At 32.2% G+C, this 19,632-nt stretch carries 17 protein-coding genes; 7 read left to right on the forward strand and 10 right to left on the reverse strand.

Translation table 11 applies throughout. From position 1 onward, the window contains the following. Window positions 1-108: 108 nt before the first annotated feature. The 3 genes from FOF46_RS27065 to FOF46_RS27075 all read left to right on the forward strand — a co-directional run bounded on the left by FOF46_RS27065 (window position 109) and on the right by FOF46_RS27075 (window position 2,684). Window positions 109-666: a serine hydrolase domain-containing protein gene (locus FOF46_RS27065; protein WP_143918643.1), complete on the forward strand. Its 558-nt coding sequence runs from the start codon at window positions 109-111 to the stop codon at window positions 664-666. Window positions 667-863: 197 nt separating this feature from the next. Next, window positions 864-1,439, forward strand: coding sequence for a TetR/AcrR family transcriptional regulator (locus FOF46_RS27070; protein WP_143918644.1), 576 nt, complete (start codon window positions 864-866; stop codon window positions 1,437-1,439). A gap of 114 nt (window positions 1,440-1,553) precedes the next feature. After that, entirely contained in the window at window positions 1,554-2,684 is a 1,131-nt protein-coding gene (locus FOF46_RS27075; protein ID WP_244299780.1) for an MBL fold metallo-hydrolase, read from the forward strand. 91 nt (window positions 2,685-2,775) lie between these two features. Here the strand turns inward: FOF46_RS27075 and FOF46_RS27080 are convergent, their stop codons facing one another. Beyond that, entirely contained in the window at window positions 2,776-3,675 is a 900-nt protein-coding gene (locus FOF46_RS27080) for an EamA family transporter (protein WP_109437328.1), read from the reverse strand. Window positions 3,676-3,928: 253 nt separating this feature from the next. Here FOF46_RS27080 and FOF46_RS27085 point away from each other — a divergent pair, with 253 nt between their 5' ends. Then, complete coding sequence (locus tag FOF46_RS27085) at window positions 3,929-6,136, forward strand: T9SS type A sorting domain-containing protein (RefSeq protein ID WP_143918645.1); 2,208 nt, start codon at window positions 3,929-3,931, stop codon at window positions 6,134-6,136. A gap of 324 nt (window positions 6,137-6,460) precedes the next feature. Here the strand turns inward: FOF46_RS27085 and FOF46_RS27090 are convergent, their stop codons facing one another. From FOF46_RS27090 to FOF46_RS27120, 7 genes are all read right to left on the reverse strand, one after another. Then, the gene (locus FOF46_RS27090; protein ID WP_143918646.1) at window positions 6,461-7,105 is read right to left on the reverse strand and encodes a thiamine phosphate synthase; all 645 of its coding nucleotides are present in this window, start codon (window positions 7,103-7,105) and stop codon (window positions 6,461-6,463) included. Window positions 7,106-7,131: 26 nt separating this feature from the next. Then, entirely contained in the window at window positions 7,132-7,743 is a 612-nt protein-coding gene (locus tag FOF46_RS27095; protein WP_143918647.1) for a DEAD/DEAH box helicase, read from the reverse strand. 300 nt (window positions 7,744-8,043) lie between these two features. Then, window positions 8,044-10,326: a lytic polysaccharide monooxygenase gene (locus FOF46_RS27100; RefSeq protein ID WP_143918648.1), complete on the reverse strand. Its 2,283-nt coding sequence runs from the start codon at window positions 10,324-10,326 to the stop codon at window positions 8,044-8,046. Window positions 10,327-10,710: 384 nt separating this feature from the next. After that, a complete protein-coding gene (locus tag FOF46_RS27105; RefSeq protein ID WP_143918649.1) occupies window positions 10,711-11,406 on the reverse strand; it encodes an SCO family protein in 696 nt (231 codons plus the stop codon). After that, entirely contained in the window at window positions 11,396-11,947 is a 552-nt protein-coding gene (locus FOF46_RS27110; RefSeq protein ID WP_143918650.1) for a toxin-antitoxin system YwqK family antitoxin, read from the reverse strand. Before FOF46_RS27110 ends, FOF46_RS27105 begins: the two co-directional genes overlap by 11 nt. Before the next feature lie 305 nt (window positions 11,948-12,252). Then, on the reverse strand, window positions 12,253-12,960 hold the full coding sequence (locus FOF46_RS27115) for a LytR/AlgR family response regulator transcription factor (protein WP_143918651.1): 708 nt from the start codon (window positions 12,958-12,960) through the stop codon (window positions 12,253-12,255). Window position 12,961: 1 nt separating this feature from the next. Next, window positions 12,962-14,038, reverse strand: coding sequence for a sensor histidine kinase (locus FOF46_RS27120; RefSeq protein ID WP_109437320.1), 1,077 nt, complete (start codon window positions 14,036-14,038; stop codon window positions 12,962-12,964). 219 nt (window positions 14,039-14,257) lie between these two features. On the opposite strand from FOF46_RS27120, the gene FOF46_RS27125 reads away from it, so the two are divergent. The 3 genes from FOF46_RS27125 (at window position 14,258) to FOF46_RS27135 (ending at window position 17,091) form a co-directional block, all read left to right on the forward strand. Then, window positions 14,258-15,148: a TolB family protein gene (locus FOF46_RS27125; protein ID WP_167571963.1), complete on the forward strand. Its 891-nt coding sequence runs from the start codon at window positions 14,258-14,260 to the stop codon at window positions 15,146-15,148. Next, window positions 15,145-16,041, forward strand: a complete 897-nt coding sequence (locus FOF46_RS27130; RefSeq protein ID WP_143918653.1) for a TolB-like translocation protein — start codon at window positions 15,145-15,147, stop codon at window positions 16,039-16,041. Before FOF46_RS27125 ends, FOF46_RS27130 begins: the two co-directional genes overlap by 4 nt. 195 nt (window positions 16,042-16,236) lie before the next feature. Continuing rightward, the gene (locus tag FOF46_RS27135) at window positions 16,237-17,091 is read left to right on the forward strand and encodes a LamG domain-containing protein (RefSeq protein WP_143918654.1); all 855 of its coding nucleotides are present in this window, start codon (window positions 16,237-16,239) and stop codon (window positions 17,089-17,091) included. Window positions 17,092-17,166: 75 nt separating this feature from the next. Here the strand turns inward: FOF46_RS27135 and FOF46_RS27140 are convergent, their stop codons facing one another. Together FOF46_RS27140 and FOF46_RS27145 are read right to left on the reverse strand one after the other, a co-directional pair. Next, entirely contained in the window at window positions 17,167-17,865 is a 699-nt protein-coding gene (locus FOF46_RS27140) for a LytR/AlgR family response regulator transcription factor (protein WP_143918655.1), read from the reverse strand. A 4-nt stretch (window positions 17,866-17,869) separates the two neighbouring features. After that, window positions 17,870-19,558: a histidine kinase gene (locus FOF46_RS27145; protein ID WP_143918656.1), complete on the reverse strand. Its 1,689-nt coding sequence runs from the start codon at window positions 19,556-19,558 to the stop codon at window positions 17,870-17,872. Between the last annotated feature and the right edge of the window lie 74 nt (window positions 19,559-19,632).

The raw sequence follows: 19,632 nt of genomic DNA on the forward strand, positions 1-19,632 counted from the left end.
TTAAAACCTTGAGTATTTTATCGTAATTTGCTTGAAAGTTGTGCATATGAATTATAGTGTCGTAACTACAATTTACTGCCTTTTAGCAGTTTGCGCAACTTTTTCTAAATGCACAACGGGTTAAATTATTCTAATTTTGGTTCAAATTTAATGGGGTATATTCTAGAAAAAGTTTATCAAAAACCCTTTCAACAGCTGATTATCTCCAAAATAATTGAAAAGCAACACATGTATGATACGCATTTTCATACTCCAAGGGATAAAAGAAATAGACTCGCCAATGGTTATTTATTGGGAAAACCCAGGCCAGAAACTAATTTGGCTAAGACGCTTTGGGGAGCAGAGGGTGCTTTAAAATCAACAACTACTGATATGTTAAAATATATCAGATATCAATTTAAAAATGACGCAATCGTTAAAGAATCTCATAAAAAGTTGTATGAAATTGATACAGATTATTGGATAGGTTATTACTGGTGGAATATCAAAAATCAAAATCACGATGTGCATTATAGACATGATGGAGGTATTTCAAGAGCAAAAAATGTATTGGTTATTTATCCAGAAAAGAAAATAGGCATTTCAATTTTTACGAATGAATCTGCAATTAGTGTAAATCAAGAACTGTCTAATTTAGTTTATAATATCTATAACGAACTCAAATAGAATGATTTTGAATCAATATATCCTATTAAAATTATATTCTCACTAAAGTTATTTACTCGTTCCCTATGCCTTCTGTGCTCTTGTTAAGTGGAGGAGGGGAGTACAATACATATACTTTGATTCTTATGTTTAAATGTTAAATAATTACAAAAACACTATATAAGCGAATAAATATTCGTTTTTGTTCATATGTTTGTATGGTGAGAGTAAAAGATGAAACAAAACGGTTAGCTATTGTAGAAAACACTTTGGATATTGTTTTCGAAAAAGGTTTTGCAGGTGTTAAAATGGCAACATTAGCAAAAAAAATAGGTATTTCTGTTTCAACGCTCTATGTATATTATAAAAACAAAGAAGATTTAATCATATCAATCGCAACTGAGCTTATAGAACGAGAGACAAAAAGAAGCAGTAACAGTATTACAGCAGACCTCCCTTTTAAATTGAAGATTAAAGCAATATGGGTTTATTGGATTAACTTTAGTATTAACCATAGCAAGGAGATGAATTTTATTACGCAAGTAAAAAAATCTCCTTACTATGACAAAGTTCCAGAAGCAGTTAGAGAAACAAAAAGTAGATTAGGAACAGATCTTTTTGAGCTTGGTAAAAAAGAAGGATTAATTAAAAATGTGAGTAATGAAATATTAGAATCTACTATGGGAGCTATTTTGCTTGAAACCGTTAACTTGATAATTGATAAAAAATTAAAGCTTAATAAAAAGGATATAGATTTAATGTTCTCATTCGCATGGGACGCTATTAAAAGTTAATTTTTTTAAATTAAAAAAGAATAAATATTCGATTTAAATAAGCAGCTTTATTTTACATTCATAAACATAACTATGGAGAAAGTATCATGTAAGACTTCAACATTAAAAAATAAAATGAAACATAAATTTTTAAAATATATAAAGCGAATGATCATAGGTATAGGAATCTTCATAGGAATCGTCATATTAGTCGTTATCTTGTTTATTAATTTAAGTCCTCAATTTGGAGGAAAAGCAACTAAAGAACAGAAAGCTATATATGAGAAATCAGAAAATTATAAAGAGGATAGATTTGTAAATATAGCCAAAGTACAATTGGATATGAGTTTTAGGGATATGGGAAAAAGCTTGGTGGGCTATTTTAAACCACAATCACAAACTACTCCAAAGGAAAATCTTCCGGTACAAAAAATAGATTCTCTGGATATTGTAAAATATATTGGCGACACGCGTCTTATTTGGTTTGGACACTCTGCCTTTTTATTACAGATTGATACTAAAAATATCTTGATAGACCCAATGTTTGGAGAAGTTCCGGCCCCACATCCTATGTTAGGAAGTAAGCGTTTTAGTAAAGAATTACCTATTGAGATTGAAAAAATACCTGAAATAGATGCTGTGCTTATTTCTCATGACCATTATGATCATTTAGATTATGATTCGATTAAAAAGCTAAAAAATAAGGTAAAGATGTTTTATACTCCTTTGGGCGTCGGAGTGCATTTGGAGAAATGGGGAGTAGAAAAAGAGCGAATTATTGAATTGGATTGGTGGCAAGAAATCAGGTTGGAAAAGTTAAATTTTATATGTACACCTGCTCAACATTTTTCTGGGAGAGGACTTACAGACAGAACAAAAACACTATGGAGTTCGTGGATAATACAGTCCAAAACCGACAATATTTTCTTTAGTGGCGATAGTGGTTACGGGAATCATTTTAAAGAAATAGGGAAGAAGTATGGTCCTTTTGATTTTGCCATGATGGAGTGTGGTCAATACAATGAAATGTGGCCAGATGTACATATGTTCCCTGAAGAAACTGCGCAAGCTGGATTAGATGTAAAAGCGAAAAAAATAATGCCAATTCATTGGGGAGCTTTTAAGTTAGCAATGCATGCCTGGACAGATCCGATTGAACGTCTTAGTAAAAAAGCAAAAGAATTGAATATTGATATTGTAGCCCCAAGAATTGGTGAAACTGTTGTATTAAACAACGAAAATATAGTCAATCAAGTCTGGTGGTGATAACTTATGCTTTTATTCAAAAAAACTTGTATTGATTGTGGTTTAAAAAATAGCTAAGTATTAGGAATAATGTGTTGTTCGTTTTATCAATTTATGAATACAAAATTAAAAATACACCTATCATAATACCAAATAATGGAATTAATTTTTTACGCTTATTTTTTTCTTTAAAGATAAGTCCTCCAACAACCACGGCAATTAATATTTGACTTCGTTTTATCGCAGATAATAGCATAATTAGTGCATCAGGATCTTGCAGGGCTTTAAAATAAAAATAATCAGCTGCTTGCAATAGAATACCAACAGCAATAATAGTCCAACGCCACTTGAAATCTTTCCGTTTTTCTGCACGAGGGAACCATGTAATAGATAAAATCCCTAATAAAATTAACACCGTGTAAGTACAAAACCAAAATTGTAAGGTTTGTGGATTCAATGCCAAACTCTGAATTAAAAACTTATCGTATAAACCACTGGAAGCTCCTAAAAACGTTGCACCAATAATAGCGAATATCCATTTATTTCTTTTAAAATGTATGCCTTCTTTTTTTCCAATTTTAGAATATAATACTACCGAAAAAATAATGAGAAAAAAACCTATCCATTGTAAAAAATTAGGCTTTTCCTGATAAATTAAAATAGCACCAATAAAGGTGAAAAAAGGACCAGCAGAGCGTATCGGAGTGACAATGGTTATAGGTAAATGTTTTAAAGCTTGATATGCCAAAACCCAGGATGTTGTCATAATCATTGATTTTATAAAAATAAAACCATGAGTTTTCCATGAAATAGATGTAATATGAAATCCTATTTGTTGTGTATATTCTGGAAAATAGAGTGAACCTATAAAAAACGGAAGAAGTAATAAAAAACCAGACCCAATTGTTCCTAAAAGTACAGGAAAAACCTCATTACCCTGTACTGCATGTTTTTTACATAAATTGTGTAATCCCAAAAAAAGTGCTGCCAATAAGCCTAAATACATCCACATGGCGCGAATATAGGTTTTTAGTATATTTTGGAATCATTATACTGGTTAACTATTTGTAAACATCTAAATAAATTTATTTATGAAAGACAATGTAATACCCGTTACAGGATTTCTACTTGAATTATGATTGTGTAAAAAATTAACATTTATTTTAAATATAATCATTATTTATGTTATTTTTTTCCGAATATTGCAAAAGTATTATCCATGCATAATATTTTTTATACAAATCAATTAACCTTAAAACCTAAAAATGAAAACTCAACTAACGTTTACAAAAAAATCTTTGTGGCTATTAGCCATTACATTTATAACTACTGTCTCTGCGTTCGCACAACAGGTTATAAATGCAACATTACAACATGATGGAAAGACAAGACAATATCGTCTTTATGTTCCCCAAAGTTATGATGCTACCAAACCCGTTCCATTAATTCTAAATTATCATGGTTTTACCAACAATATCAATACACAATATAACCAAAGTGATTTTAGACAGCTAGCTGAAGACAATCAATTTATATTTGTTACACCTCAAGGTCTGGGAGGTTTTTTCTCAGGATGGGCAATAAATAACAATTTTGGTGGTAATGAGGATGATTTAGGATTTTCAGATGCACTAATTAATAAAATTCAGTCAGATTTTAATATTAATGAAAAACGTATTTATGCAACTGGATTTTCAAATGGCGGCTTTTTTAGTTATAGATTAGCTTGCGAACTAAGTCCAAGAATCGCAGCTGTAGCTTCTGTAGCAGGAAGTATGACAAGAAGATGGATCGACAACAACCAATGTCAACCACAACATCCAACTGCGGTATTACAAATAACGGGGACTAATGATGGTACTATTTCGATAAACGGTAACGGCTCCAATGAACCTATACAAGATGTTATGGAATATTGGTCAAGCGTCAACAATGGGGATGCTACACCAGAAGTTATTCAATTAGGAGGAGGATCAACACGTTCTATTTGGGATAACGGCGATAATGGTACAACAGCAGAATTTATTAAAGTTCAAGGAAAAGGACACAGCTGGAATGGTGGAAATGTAAACACTTCTCAAGAAATATGGAAGTTCTTTTCTCGATTTGATATCGATGGAGAAATAGATCCAACTACTACACCCCCTACAGGTGAAACGTGTTCTGGAGATGTATCTTCTTTCCCTTATAGTGAAAGTTTTGAAAGTGATTTGGGACAGTGGTCACAGTCAAGTAGCGATGATCTTGATTGGACAAGAGACTCTGGGGGTACACCTTCAAATAGTACAGGGCCATCTAATGGAGCAGACGGTAGTTTCTACCTTTACGTAGAGGCTTCTGGTAATAATGCCGGTTTCCCAAATAAAAGAGCAATACTTAATTCCCCTTGCCTTAACTTTAGTAGTTTAACTACTCCTACGCTTACCTTTCAATATCATATGTTTGGTAGTGCGATTAATAGTTTAACGGTTGAAGCAAGAACTGATAATTCAGGAAATTGGTCAAATGTATTTAGTGAATCAGGAAATCAAGGAGATACTTGGAATTCTACTAGTGTAAATCTATCCAATTTTGCCGGTAACGCTAATGTTCAGTTACGATTTAATGTTATAACAGGTTCTGGTAATAATGGATGGCAGAGTGATATTGCTATTGATGCTATTATGATTCAGGACGGTTCTGGAAATCCAAATCCTACGCCAGATTGTGAGGCATTGGATTTCAATAATTTTACAATCACAGGATTCTCAAATCAAGATAATGTAGGGGATTTTTCTATAGAAAGTGGTGGAGCTGCTTTATCCTTATCTAATAATACCTGGAAATACATTGGCCTTGATTACACGGTAACGACTAATACAGTGATCGAATTTGATTTTAGCAGTACTTCTCAAGGTGAGATTCATGCCATAGGATTTGAAAACAACAATACGTTAACCTCGTCACGTTATTTCAAAGTACATGGTACTCAGAATTATGGAGTAACCAATTTTGACAATTATTCATCAGGTACTACTACGTACGTAATTCCGGTCGGTAATTTCTATACAGGAGCAATGGATAGGTTAGTATTTATTAATGATAACGATGGGGGATCGGGAAACAATTCGTTATTCTCTAATGTTAAAATTTATGAAGGATCTTGTAACGGTTCATTATCTGCCAAAGAAGTTATTGCTCAATTAGACAATAAAGAAGCTTTACTTGGTACAGATGATGAAGGTATGAATACTATTATAATGACGCCTAACCCGACAAGTGATCAATTTTCTCTTCATGTAAACTCAAAAAGCACTAGTGAAATACTAATTAGTATATATAATACAATTGGACAGAAAAAATATGAAGCTAGATTACATCCAGGTGTAAATAATTTCTCTGCTAATAACATGGAGCTTAGTTCTGGAATCTATGTTGTAAAAATTCAATCTGAAGGCGGCAAAGATGTTGTGAAAAAACTAATTGTCAAATAATAATTAACCAACACTTAATTCTTCACCAAAAGATGCTTCAATTATAAAACTGAAGCATCTTTTATTTTTATGAGTAAAGTGACTGGTAATTTACTACCCTCAAACACTATTTAGTGACTTCAGGTTATTTACGTTCTTGTTTTTTAATTTGATAAACTTTAAATGAGATAATTTATTCTTACCAAAATACCCACTACTGGGCATTTTATTTCACTTGTATCCTAAATACGTTTAATAGAAACAATTCCACATGAGTAAATTGATGTGTAAAATATATTGCAACAGCTATTTGATTTTAAAAAGCAATCGAGCATAGCATAAGTTTTACTTAAATGTATAACGTTGTTCTTCTGTTGAAGATGCGCTTAATAATTGGTTAAATATTCTTATGGTATTAAAATTACCTGTAATTTCTCCGGATACAGCAATTCCAGAAATACCTGTTTCTAATATATCCGTAACATCTTCTGTTGTTATGCCTCCAAAAGCAATAATTGGTGTTTTTGTTTTTAAGGCCTCTATAATTGTAATATAACCACTTAAACCTAAAACCTGATTTAAATTATCTTTGGTTATTGTATCTCTAAAAGGGCCTAAACCAATATAATCAACCTCTTTACCAATTAATGTTTTGCAATCTTGAAAAGTATTTGCTGTTGCGCCAATACCTTGCCAAGTGTATAAATACTTTCTAGCAATAGTAGGGCAGGAATCCATTTTTTCTAAATGGACACCATCAGCTTTAATCTCTTTTGCTATTGTATAATGATCATTAATAATTAATCTGGTTTGAAAATGAGATGTGATTTCTCTTGCTTCTTTGGCTAGCTTTAAAACTTTTTTTTCTGAAGCATTTTTTAAATGTAATTGCACTAATTCTATACCAGATGTACAAGCTTTTTGAATGTTTTCCAGATGTTCTTTTGGAGAGTTTCCCTGGGATATATAATGTAGTTTAGGTATAATCATGTCTTGTTTTTGGTTATTGGATATACCTAAATGGAAACTATTTTGGAGTATTCCATAAAAAACGACTCAAAACGTTTTAGTTTTGGGTGCATTTGTTCTGAGTATAGTACAAACTGGCATTTTTTAATACTTTTAGTAATCGACATAAGTGCAGTATATGCTAAATTCTGAATTAGAAACTCAGCATCGTCTATACTAAATATCTTTAATTCAGAGATATTTACTCCATTTAATAAAAACAACTTATTCATTGATTTAGGTGTAGAAATAAGAATATCTATACCCATAAAGATTTCTGATTTTTGCACATCAACATGAAGTTGTTCATACCCTACATAAACTCGTAATGAATTATGTTTAGTATACATTAAAAATGCATCATATAATTCCATGGCTCTTTCCTTATTCTCAACAAGGACTACCGCTCTTGGAGCATTTCCAACTGCTTCACATTTCAATTTTTGCAATGTGGTAAGTATAAGTGTAGTTGTTTTTCCACTACCTTTTGAGGCTGTACAAAAAACATTGGCACCACTTTTTATTACAGGAATACTACTACTCTGAAAAGGAGTAGGTTTGATTATATCTAGATACTCTAGCTTCTCTTGTATATCAGAATGTAATTTTTTAAAAGGCATAGGAATTAAAGAGATAACCGTTTAGCGTAAATATTTATAATAATCGAGACAAATATACTACCTAGAAACGAAATAGATGGGCTTAATTCCTAATTTACCAGACGTAACTATTGATAAAGCTTTTAAATATTATATAAAAAGATAATTGTCTAATAAAATAATTACATAAGTGGATTAGAGATAAATTATATAAATAAAGACAACCTTTTAAAAATTAAAAGGTTGTCTTTGTTGAAAGATGGAGAGTAGTATACTCTCATCATCTTTTTAAATCAGTTTGAATTCTTTTCAAACAAGACCTTAGTCCACTATTAAATTTAGTGTACGACTGGAACCTGAACGGTCAGAAATTCTTACTACATATAATCCCGATTTAAGTCCGGGAATATCAATAGTCATACTCTTAGTACTTTCACTTACCAATAAAGACTTTATTTTCTTTCCAGTAATATCAAGGATAGTGATTACATTACCCTTTAGATCTGTTTTGTTGAGTATTGAAATTTTTTCAACTGCCGGATTAGGGGACAATATAAAAGAAAGTTCATCACCTTTCGTTGTCGTTACTTTAGGATCGCAATTAGGAACTGCTTCTGTATTGCTAAAGTAAATACTATAACCATCTGCAACTAACACAAAGTTTCCGTTATCAATAGCTGCAAAATAATCTCCATCTAATCCAGGTATACCTGTACCAGTTATAGAAATTGCTGGATTTGGTTGATTAAAGTTTTGAATATTTTCAGAAAAATTAATATACCATGGAGTGATATTAAGGTCAAATGAAAATTGATACAAACCATTGTTTGCTAAATCCCAATTTACTGTAAACTTGGTGACATTTTCCATATTAGGACCACCGGTACCTAAAACGTGAACATTATTGAATGATGTGAATATAGTTTCCAAAGGAGTACTTAATGGCGTTTCGAAGGCACAATCACTACTTGGAGGGTTTACTATAATATCTCCATCAACTACTAATGAAACTGAAGCCGTAGCTGCACCACCTTTTCCGTCACTTATTGTAAGAGTAGCGGTATATTCTCCTGCTGAATATGTATGAGTAGATATTGGTTCTCTACCAAAAGTCCCATCGCCATAATCAATATTAAATGTTAGTGCATCTCCATCGACATCAGTGGATCCTGAGGCATCAAAATTTACTTCTAATGGATCAGTTCCTGTTAAGACAGAAGCTATAAATGAAGCCACTGGAGCATTATTTGTTGGTGTAGTTACTACACTTTCACAATCAGGAGCTGTGCTAGATGAGCTGAAATAAATAGTAAACCCATCGGTTTGCGAAACCATGACAAAATTACCTTGATCGATAGTTACATAATAAGAACCATCTAAGCCTGCAAAACCAGTATTTGTAAGTGTGATTTCTGGATTAGCTGTATTAAAAGTATAAGTAGCACTTTCTAACAAATTATTCCACCAACTAGGGATACCATTATTAGTATTCATAGATAATTGATATAATCCATTATTAATAGCATCCCAATTAATAGCAAAATCAGTTAAGGTGCTTAAATCAGGGCCTTCATCACCTAAAATAAATACGTTATTAAATGATGCATTTATTGATGGTAACGCTGTTTGTATAGGTGTGTCAAAAGGACAAGGAATTTCCTTACAATCTGGATCTACAACTAAACCAATAGTTTCTACAGAACCACTACTAAATTCACCGTCACTAACTGTCAATGTTACGGTAGCGTTATCCAAACCAGTATAAGTATGAGAAACGTTAACACCCTGGGCAGTAGTTCCATCTCCAAAGTCCCATGTATATGTTAATGTATCACCATTAGGGTCAGTAGAATCAGATGCATCAAAAGTAACATCAGGACCTCCACAACGACCATTATCACTAGTAAATTTAGCTTCTGGTGGTCTATTTGGTAATGATGCAGTTCCAAAATCAACATCACTGGTAGAATAAAATGCTTCTGGAGTAAGTGAACGCTGCCAAATACTATAAATCACATGTTTACCTGTTCTTTGTGGCAACACTACATCTATATTATCGGTAGCTGAAGCCGGTCTTGGATCTGTGCGTGTTAGAAGTTCCAGACTGTCCCAAGTAAGAGGTTGATCAGGGGTCCAATCTGCTTTTGTTATATATACTTCATAATACAAGGTTTGATGAGGAGCTGTATTGGTCCAGGTTACAGTATATGGACCTGGAGTAACCGATGTTGTGACCCAATCATTTCTTACCTGATCTAATCCACCATACTTATCTGGTCGTCCGGCACTGGCCAGGTTACCATCAGCTATAATTTCTCTATGCATGCCACCGGCATCCATTCGTGCAACTTCATTCCAGTCATAAAATGCTTGCGTTCCCCAACCAATAATCGATGCTTCACAGGCAGGAGAATCTGGACTTTGTGGATCTTCCTGAAAACAAATCCAGACACGACTTGGTGGATTTGTTACGGTGCCATGAGTAAGGATGGATTGAATCGGGGCTAATAAAAAAGTGGCGCAAATCAAAGTATGCGAAAACCACCTTTTAAACGGAATATTAATCCCAAAGCGAGTTTTGTTAGTTAGTTCATGTTTTATCATACTACTAAGGTTTTAAGTTAAAAATTTATGTGTAAAAATTAAGACTATAAACAATACAAGAACATTGATTATTTAATTGGTTATCCATTTTATACAAAATTTTCTAGGAGGATAAGAGATTCACGAGCTCCTATTATAATTTAACAACTTAAAAGTACAAACTCCTTTATAAACATAGTTAAACTTTAAAATAATAATTAAAAAACTATCAGATTTTTAAAATAATATTTTCTTATCTTAATATTAATTTTTATATCTGTCTTCTTGTTATGAGAGGAAAAGAGATTGTAACACACTACTTTTCTTTTACAGTTTATAGAAATTAAATAGATGCTCAGTGTATTTTGATAAGATATATTATAACTAATAACGTTTTAGGGATAATCATTCTTTTTTCAAAATTTCAATATGTCTTTTAATACGTTCAACTTCTTCTGGTAAGGTGCCTTTATAAACCCCTCGAATATGACCATGTTTGTCTACAAGTATTAAATTTTCGGTATGAATAAAACCATTTTTATCATTGGTTTGTTTATATGTTTCATCCGCAAAATAGGATTCTCTCGCCAATTTATAGATCTTTTCTCTTTCCCCAGTTACTAAATACCATTTTTCCGAATTTACGTCTTCGCGCTCACCGTATTTTTTAAGAACCTCTACAGTATCATAACTTGGAAAAACCGTATGAGAAATAAATTTGATCTCATCATCACCCTTATATATCTTTTGTAACTTGCGCATATTATTAGTAAGTTTTACACAAATACTTGGGCACGTGGTAAAGAAGAAATTAGCTATATAAATATAGCCTTTTAAATTATCGTTAGTGATCTCGTTACCCAGTTGATTCTTAAATTTGAAATCCGGAATTTTATGAAACTTTTTTAGTTCATCTTCGCTAGGCAACCAAGAAGGAGCAAAATCAGGAGTATTATAATAGGGCAATTTATCTACTTTTTTTGATGCAATTTTGATTCTTTCATGGCTATTTTCAATTTCTTTTTTTGCTGTTTCCTGTTTACACGAAATCAAAAAACTACCAAAAAAAAATACAACTATACCTAATCTTTTAATCAACATAATTATCAGATTTACAATTTAAAGAACCAATTAACCCAAAGCGTTCACCGTTTAATACCTGATAATTTGCTTTGATCTTGCCATTAAAATCCCATAATTTTTGTGTACCATCTTCTTTACCATTGGTATAGTTTAATTCTTCAGCAAGTTTTCCATTACTATACCATGCACGCTGTGTTCCTATTGGATTTCCATTAATATCAAAATGATTTACAAATTTCAGTTGGCCGTTATTCCACCAAGCCTTATGGGTTCCAGATTTTTTACCGTGAGTATAAAATCTTAATACTGCTAACTTACCATTAAAAAAAAACTTTTGTTCTTTACCATGTTTCTTTCCTTCTAAATATGTTATTTCATTTACCGTAAGTGTATCAATTTTAGAAAAAAGTGTTCCAGAATAGAGCTTGTCTTTATAATACATGTATCCATTATCTAGAGTTAAATTTCTATCATTTATATTCAAATCATTAACCTCAGAATTACAAGCATAAAGCAAAAAAATCAGAAATAAATATCTTGTTTTTAGAATAGTAGACATTAAAATATTGAATTGTTTTATCAGTTTAGTAAACTAAAAATACATTTTTATATTATAATGTTTTGTAGTTTTTTTGGAATCATGATGCTGAGTATAATTGAAATAACAGAAGCGAAGCAAAACCCATTTTGGTACACGATTTCTTAAAACAATATGGCACAACGTATAGAAAAGAATTAACAGACTTTTTTAGTAAAAGAGTCAGCTGGCGTGTAGGGTTTTACCCAGATATAACATCAGAAAAATGATCTCAAAAAACTTGGACCAGAACAGGGCAGAGCTTTAAGAATTACAATGGAGCCTTATCAATTCTTAATTAGGTTGACAATTTCTTTATAGGAGGCACCAATCGGAATTTCCATACCCCCAAGTAAGACTACATCTTTTGAGGTCAAAGAAGCAATTTTTCCAGTATTAATGATATAAGAACGATGAACTCTTAAAAAATAAGAAGGTAGTTTTTCTACAAAAGAACTTATTTTATCTTTTGTAATTATGGTATCGTCTGCAGTATGTATTCTTACATAATCTTTAATACTATCAATAAATAAAATGTTATTAAACTCTACTCTAATCATTCTTTTGTTTGAATTAACAAAGATGTGATCTGATATTGTATCTATTTCAGAGGATTTGTGAGCGATGGGTTCAATAGTTGTATTCAGAGCCTTGTATTTATTAATAGATTTATAAAACCGAATAAAAGATATTGGTTTTAATAAATAATCAATGATATCCAATTCATAACCTTCCAGAGCATACTCTCTGTAAGCAGTTGTTAATATGATTTTTGGTTGTATAGTCGTATTTTTTATAAAGTCAATACCTGTAACTACAGGCATTTGGATATCTAAAAACAAAAGATCAATAGCAGTGTTTTGAAGAAAATCTCCGGCAGTTATAGGATTATCAAATGTTGATACAAGTTCAATGTCTGGTACTTGCATTATGTGTTTTTCAAGTACCTTAATGGCTAGTGGTTCATCGTCTACAACCATACATTTTATTCCCATATTACTTTAAGTTAATGTTTAATATTATCTGAAAATCAATATCTGTTTTGGTACTTTTCAGATTATAATTATTCTTATAATTAAGTTCTAGTTGTCTTTGAGAATTGGAAAACCCAATTCCAGAATGTGATTCATTTTCTATATCGTTTTGTTTGTTCAGAGGTAAGGTATTAAAAACCTTAAAACAAAGTTGATCCTGGTTAGTTGTTAATTCAATTTTAATTACTGAATTATTGAGATTATTACTCGCGCCGTGTTTAAAAGCGTTTTCTACAAATGATATAAGGATCAAAGGAGCAATCATTACGTTAGGGGAATGAAGGTGGTGTGTGAAGTCCAATGTTAACTTATTGCCATAACGTAGTGATTCCAAATCGATGTAATCCTGTATGAAATCAATTTCTTTTTTTAACGGAACTTCAGCATCTTTACATTGATATAGCATATAATCTAACATGTCTGACAGTTTTAAAACGACTTCAGGTGCTTTTTCTGATCGTTCTAATGTTAGTGAATATAAATTATTTAACGTATTGAACAAAAAATGTGGGTTTGTTTGTGCTTTTAAAAATTTGAGCTCGGTATTCGCCTTTTCCTTTTGTAAAACTTCAAGTTGATGACGTTCTTCAAAACGGTCCTTAAATGCCTTAGTTGTAAACATTAAAAAAACGAATACATAAACGGATGGAAAATAAACAACAGCCAGGTGAAATGGTGCTGTTATGATTTCGAATAAACTTTTATATTCAAAATATTTAGGAGCAAAAATTTCGGTCAGATACATGTTCAAAAGCTTTGATAGTACTAAAAGTACATATACCGATATCAAAAAAGACACGCCAAACTTGAGGTATTTCTTTTTAAATAAAAGTTTAGGGACCTGATAATAGACTAAAAAATAACTCGCTAATAATTGGGCAGGTAAAAAACTTAAACCACTGATCACAGTTTTTTTAACACTTCCATCATTTAATGCAGCCAATATGGGTAAACTTATAAACAATAAAACCCAAAATATAAGGTGTGAAACAACTCTATTCTGAATGATCCAATCGATCAAGTTCTTTTTTTTGACCATAGTTCATAAATATATAAAATATGAATCTAGAATCTCTTCAAAAAAAGACGAATCTCAATCATCTCTTGCTCAATTTACACTTCTTACGGATGTATCAAATTTTCTGTTAATGATGAATATATATATGCTAGAAAATATCATTAGTCTACTTTTTAATTTTTCATTTATACTATTAGATAAGTTTGTGTATAAAATATCAAAAATAAGAATATGAGATGTGTGAAAATCATATATACGTTATCCATTTTCCTTTTTGCGCAGATTACTTCTAGTCAGAGTAATGAAAAACCTGAATCAACGCAATATACAATTGCTTATTCCTCAAAAAAATCTGGTGATGGAGAAATTTATTTGACCAATAGTCAAGTTACATCAAAAATAAAAATTACCAATCGACGAGGGAATGATGGATATGCGGCGTGGTCACCTGATGGTAAACGTATAGCTTCTTATGCTTATCATGATGGAAGAAAAACATGGTCTATACATACAATGAATATTGATGGTACTCGTAGGAAGAGATTGACTCATGCTAAAAACAAATGGGATAGTTCTCCTGCCTGGTCTCCCGATGGAAAAAGGATTGCTTTTTCAAGAAGTTATAAAAATGATAAAGGGGTTTGGACAGAAGAAATTTGGATCATGAATTCAGATGGTAATAAACAAACCCAAATAAAATCATTAAATGGGGGAGGGCCTTACTTTACTCTAGATGGAAAGATTGTCTTTCATTCTCAAACAAATACTAGTGAAATTTGTATCGCAAACGCTGATGGTAGTGCTATGACTACATTAACTAATAATGACGCTGAAGATTGGCATCCCGAGGTTTCTCCAGATGGTAAGCAAATAGCATTTATGTCGAATAGAGATGGAAATCATGAAATTTACGTAATGAATATAGATGGTTCTCATCAAAAGCGATTAACCTTTAATGATGTTCGTGATTCTACACCCACTTGGTCTCCAGATAGTTCTCAAATACTATACACCTCACATGATAAAGAAGAAAACGCTCATATTTATATAATGAATAGTGATGGTTCCTCAGTAAAGAAATTTATACAGAATGCTGGTGGTCAGGCCTGGCTAAAAATTCGTAAACCATGAAAAAAACATATTCTATTCTAATACTTACATCAGTTATATTTTTAAATGGCTGTATTAAAAAACAACATTCAAAAGATCATGATTCATCAATTATAGAAAGACCTTATCTTGGTCAAAAACCACCAGGTTTAACACCTGAACCTTTTGCTCCAGGGATAGTTACCACAGCAGATTGGGAAGTCAGCGGTGTATTTACACCAGATATAAGGGAATTCTATTTTATTAGAGAAAGTAAGGGAACTAAAAAACAAGAACTTGTTGTTTTTCAATATCAAAATAATGAGTGGCAAGAATCGGTTGTATCACCAAGGGTTGGAACTCCCTTTATCGCTCCTGATGGTATGACCATGCATTTAGGAAGAAAATATAGGGAACGTACTGAGACTGGAGATTGGTCAGAGTTAAAGAAACTTGACCCATCTTTCGAAGAGATACAAATTATGCGTCTTACGGCATCATCAAAAGGTACTTATGTTTTTGATGAGATAGGCATGCCAAATGGAGATGGCGTTATTCGGTATTCGAGATTAATTGACGGGAAACGTGAAAAACCAAAACCATTTGGTAAAGAGATTAATACCGGCAGAATGAATGCTCACCCTTTTATTGCACCAGATGAATCTTATTTAATATGGGATGGTGAAAGAGATAGTGGATATGGTGATTCTGATCTGTATATCAGTTTTCGACAGCAAGATGGTTCATGGGGTGCCGCTATTAACTTGGGAGACAAAGTCAATACTGAGGGTTGGGAAGCGGTTGCCTGTGTAACACCAGATGGTAAATACCTTTTCTTCAATAGAAATATGAATCCAGAGAACTATGATAATGTAGATATATTTTGGGTAGATGCTCAAATTATTGAAACACTGAGACCTAAACATGAGTTATAATAATTGCTAAAGTAGAATATGTAAACTTAAAGTCTTTGCTTTTTTACCTTTAGTAGTTATAAATATAACCCTGTAGCTGAAATTATTTCAGTTACAATTTTATTTATATCAACTTCAAAACGATTTAAACCTAATTCTTCATCATAATTTTGTAGCAACTGAAATCAAATAAATAGGGTTTAAAAGCTAAAAACTATGAAAACAACTGTGCTTTTATCAATATCTACAGTATTCTTTTTTCTCATTACAAGTATTTCTTTTTCGCAAAACAAACAATTAAAAGATCATGTGCTTTTTTACAGTTCTTTTGACGGAAAACTATCCGCAGATGTATCTGTTGGGGATGCAAAGATATATACAGCAGAAAATTATAATAAAACAGATAAAGCAAGACCTGGCTTACACAACACTAATGTGGTTTTAGCAAAAAATAGAGGTCATATAGGTGATGCGCTTCATTTTAAAAAGAAAAATACAGCTGCTATTTATTATAACGGTTCTAAAAATTTAGGTTATAGTCCAACATCTTGGAGTGGCTCCGTCTCATTTTGGCTACAATTAGACCCTGAGGTAGACTTAGCTCCAGGGTATTGTGATCCAATTAACATCACTGATCATAAGTTCAATGATGCTGCTTTATGGGTAGATTTCACAGATGACAAACCAAGAGAATTTAGATTAGGTGTTATGGGTGATTTAGAAGTATGGAATCCAGAGAATAAAAATGACGAAACCGAGGTAAAAAAACGTACCATTACGGTAAAACAACCTCCTTTTAAAAGCGGAAAATGGACACACATAGTCATTACATATTCTAAAGTGAATACAAATAAATCTACGTGCAAATTATATCTAGACGGTCAACTCAAAGGTGTTATAAAAGATGTAAATGACCCTTTTACCTGGGAAGAAGAAAAGGCAAAAATCATGCTAGGCTTAGGTTATATTGGCATGATGGATGAACTTACAGTTTTTGATAAGCCATTAGATCTTAAGGAAGTAAAATTTGTTTTCGAACTAAAAAATAGTATAAAAACGTTATTCAAATAATAGAAGGTGTATGAAATAAGCATTAACTATTTTATAATTTTCCAAAAATAACATTATAGAGAAAACCTTGATATCTTAAAGCCATTTTGCTTTTATGTCTTTATATTTAGTTCTTCCGATAGGGATACGTTCACCATTTTTTAACTCAGCTATATATTTGCTTCCCGACTCTACAATAATTTCCTTTATCTCAGACATTTTTACTAAATATGACTTGTGGATTCGTTCAAAAGAGTAGGATAACAGCTGTTCTAGCTTTTCGAGTGATTTATCATGTAATTCTTTTTTTTCTTCAGTTAAAAAGAGTTCAGTATAGGGGCCAGCTCCTTTTACATAAAGTAAATCTTCAATGGGTATTAGCTGTATCCTGTGTCTTTTTTTTACAGCTAAAAATTTAACCTCATTTGTTTCTATTTTTTCTTTTGTGATGGCTTTATTTAAGGCTTGTTCCAACCGTTCTCTGTTAAAAGGTTTAGGTACAAAATCTAAAACCCCATATTCAAAAGCTGTAATTGCCTGGTCTTTGTATGCAGAAATAATTATAGTATGAAACGATCCGGAAACCGCGGTAGTTAGCAGATCAAAACCATTATGTCCGTTAAGGTTCAAATCTAAGAGAACAAGATCCAATGTATTATTTTCAATAAACTGCAAGGCTCTATGAAGTGTGCTTATATGCGTTAGCGATTGTAAAGTATTCCCAAAAATAGAACGAGTCATTCGTTCGATTCTCTTGGCGATTCTTGATTCATCTTCAACGATTAAAATGTTCATCTCCTTAGGAATATATTTTTATGGTGTTTTTCCAACCATGATTTGTTGGTACAGAAGTTAAGCCCCATTGTTCTTGATAACTTTCTGTTAACCGAGCTTTTATGTATTTAAGACCTGTACCTTCTTTTCTATTATTTATTTCTTGTTTCTCATTCTCATTAGCTGCAAACGTTAAAAATGTGTAACATATATAATCATTATTCGACTCAAAAACAAGCTTAAATTTAATACTATTATCATCCAGAGGTAAGCTATGCGTAATTCCATTTTCTAATAGTGTGTGAAGAATTCCTGGAGGTATTTTTTGCGCGATATCTATACCTTCTTCTTCCCAAGAATAGTTGATTTCTTTTCTGTACTTCATAATTTCAAGATGTGTACGACAAAGTTCTATTTCCTGAACAATAGGGATCAATGTTTGATTTTCAATTTGATTAAAGAGATCAAATTCTTTGGCTAAGGCTTCTATAAACAAAACTCCTTTCTTAGGTGCCTCTTCTATCCAATCTATTAGTGAAGTCAAGGTATTCATTAGAAAATGAGGTTGAATATTTTTTTTGAGTAATTCCAGACGCAAACGTGTAGATTGAACCAGAGAAGTTTCATACGCAAGCCGTTGTTCTTTAATCCTGTGAGAAAGTAAATAAAACATTCCAAGAAGAATAAGACTAAAACCTACAAAAAGGCCTATGTTAAAGGAAGTAACAAAATTTATCAGCAAGGATAGTAACAATGACATTACTACAAGACTAGCCCCCTTTTTTCTTTTATAAACGGCATAAACCACAATCCCAAAAGAAAACACCCACATGCTTATAGCCATGTTACGGGTAGTAAAATCAAGGAAATTATGTTTGATAAAAAAAATAAAAAATAGAACTCCTGCATAAACAAGCAAGGAAAATTTTCGTTTGGGATAAGGAAATTGCATAGAGAAATAGAGTGGAATCAAAAAAGAGATACCAAACATCAGAGCAGCCTTGGTCTCTAAGCGTATATGATGATATGCATAATGGATAGGAACATAGGTTGTAATGAATTCTGCAAGATTTAAGACAAAAAAGAGAAAGCAACTAATACTAAAAATAAGCATGGGGTACTCTTTTTTATTACTTAGGAATAAGAAAAGAAAGTAGATCGAAGCGATTAGAAATGCACCCGCAAAAATGTGCATGTAAGAAGTCTCGATGAGTCTCTCGGTTAATAAATCATCATAGTTAGCTATATCTACACTCATACCCACATGATCCGGGAAATAATAGATACTTGACCGTATGGCTAACATATGTTTACCCACTTCAGTCAAATGAGAAGGAATGATAAATGTAGTCAACATTTCACCTTCTGGACCAAGTGCTTCCTCTTGTCCGGGATTTCCATTTTTTCCAATCATAACCCCATCCCAAAAGACTTCATACTCCCCATAAATATAAGGGCGAATTGCGTACGGATGCAATGGCTTTGATACTTTTAGAATATCAATGGGAGTTCGGGTCCAATACACCTCACCAGACTCTAATACCGCCTTTCTTTCATCCCAGTCCTCATCGTTCCAGTCTTTAGCTGCCCATTCTGGTCGATCACCTATTCGAGATAGGGTTTGGTGTTCTATAAATACCGGGGGTTGAGAACAAGAAGTTACAAGTAGTACCAAGCATATTAAAAGGAAATTGGGCAAAGATTTCAAGTTCATTTTTAATGCAGTTTTACAAATGCAAGCTAATCATTATGTAATTGTTTTTAGAGTTGTTCATTAGGGTATAGAGC

It is taken from the genome of Aquimarina algiphila, assembly GCF_007489275.1.
GTDB lineage: Bacteria > Bacteroidota > Bacteroidia > Flavobacteriales > Flavobacteriaceae > Aquimarina > Aquimarina algiphila.

Excerpts from the sequence above, each read along its gene's own strand:
- FOF46_RS27065 (WP_143918643.1), top strand. The coding sequence starts at position 109 with ATGCACAACGGGTTAAATTATTCTAATTTTGGTTCAAATTTAATGGGG.
- FOF46_RS27070 (WP_143918644.1), top strand. The coding sequence starts at position 864 with ATGGTGAGAGTAAAAGATGAAACAAAACGGTTAGCTATTGTAGAAAAC.
- FOF46_RS27075 (WP_244299780.1), top strand. The coding sequence starts at position 1,554 with ATGAAACATAAATTTTTAAAATATATAAAGCGAATGATCATAGGTATA.
- FOF46_RS27080 (WP_109437328.1), bottom strand. The coding sequence starts at position 3,675 with ATGTGGATGTATTTAGGCTTATTGGCAGCACTTTTTTTGGGATTACAC.
- FOF46_RS27085 (WP_143918645.1), top strand. The coding sequence starts at position 3,929 with ATGAAAACTCAACTAACGTTTACAAAAAAATCTTTGTGGCTATTAGCC.
- FOF46_RS27090 (WP_143918646.1), bottom strand. The coding sequence starts at position 7,105 with ATGATTATACCTAAACTACATTATATATCCCAGGGAAACTCTCCAAAA.
- FOF46_RS27095 (WP_143918647.1), bottom strand. The coding sequence starts at position 7,743 with ATGCCTTTTAAAAAATTACATTCTGATATACAAGAGAAGCTAGAGTAT.
- FOF46_RS27100 (WP_143918648.1), bottom strand. The coding sequence starts at position 10,326 with ATGATAAAACATGAACTAACTAACAAAACTCGCTTTGGGATTAATATT.
- FOF46_RS27105 (WP_143918649.1), bottom strand. The coding sequence starts at position 11,406 with ATGTTGATTAAAAGATTAGGTATAGTTGTATTTTTTTTTGGTAGTTTT.
- FOF46_RS27110 (WP_143918650.1), bottom strand. The coding sequence starts at position 11,947 with ATGTCTACTATTCTAAAAACAAGATATTTATTTCTGATTTTTTTGCTT.
- FOF46_RS27115 (WP_143918651.1), bottom strand. The coding sequence starts at position 12,960 with ATGGGAATAAAATGTATGGTTGTAGACGATGAACCACTAGCCATTAAG.
- FOF46_RS27120 (WP_109437320.1), bottom strand. The coding sequence starts at position 14,038 with ATGGTCAAAAAAAAGAACTTGATCGATTGGATCATTCAGAATAGAGTT.
- FOF46_RS27130 (WP_143918653.1), top strand. The coding sequence starts at position 15,145 with ATGAAAAAAACATATTCTATTCTAATACTTACATCAGTTATATTTTTA.
- FOF46_RS27135 (WP_143918654.1), top strand. The coding sequence starts at position 16,237 with ATGAAAACAACTGTGCTTTTATCAATATCTACAGTATTCTTTTTTCTC.
- FOF46_RS27140 (WP_143918655.1), bottom strand. The coding sequence starts at position 17,865 with ATGAACATTTTAATCGTTGAAGATGAATCAAGAATCGCCAAGAGAATC.
- FOF46_RS27145 (WP_143918656.1), bottom strand. The coding sequence starts at position 19,558 with ATGAACTTGAAATCTTTGCCCAATTTCCTTTTAATATGCTTGGTACTA.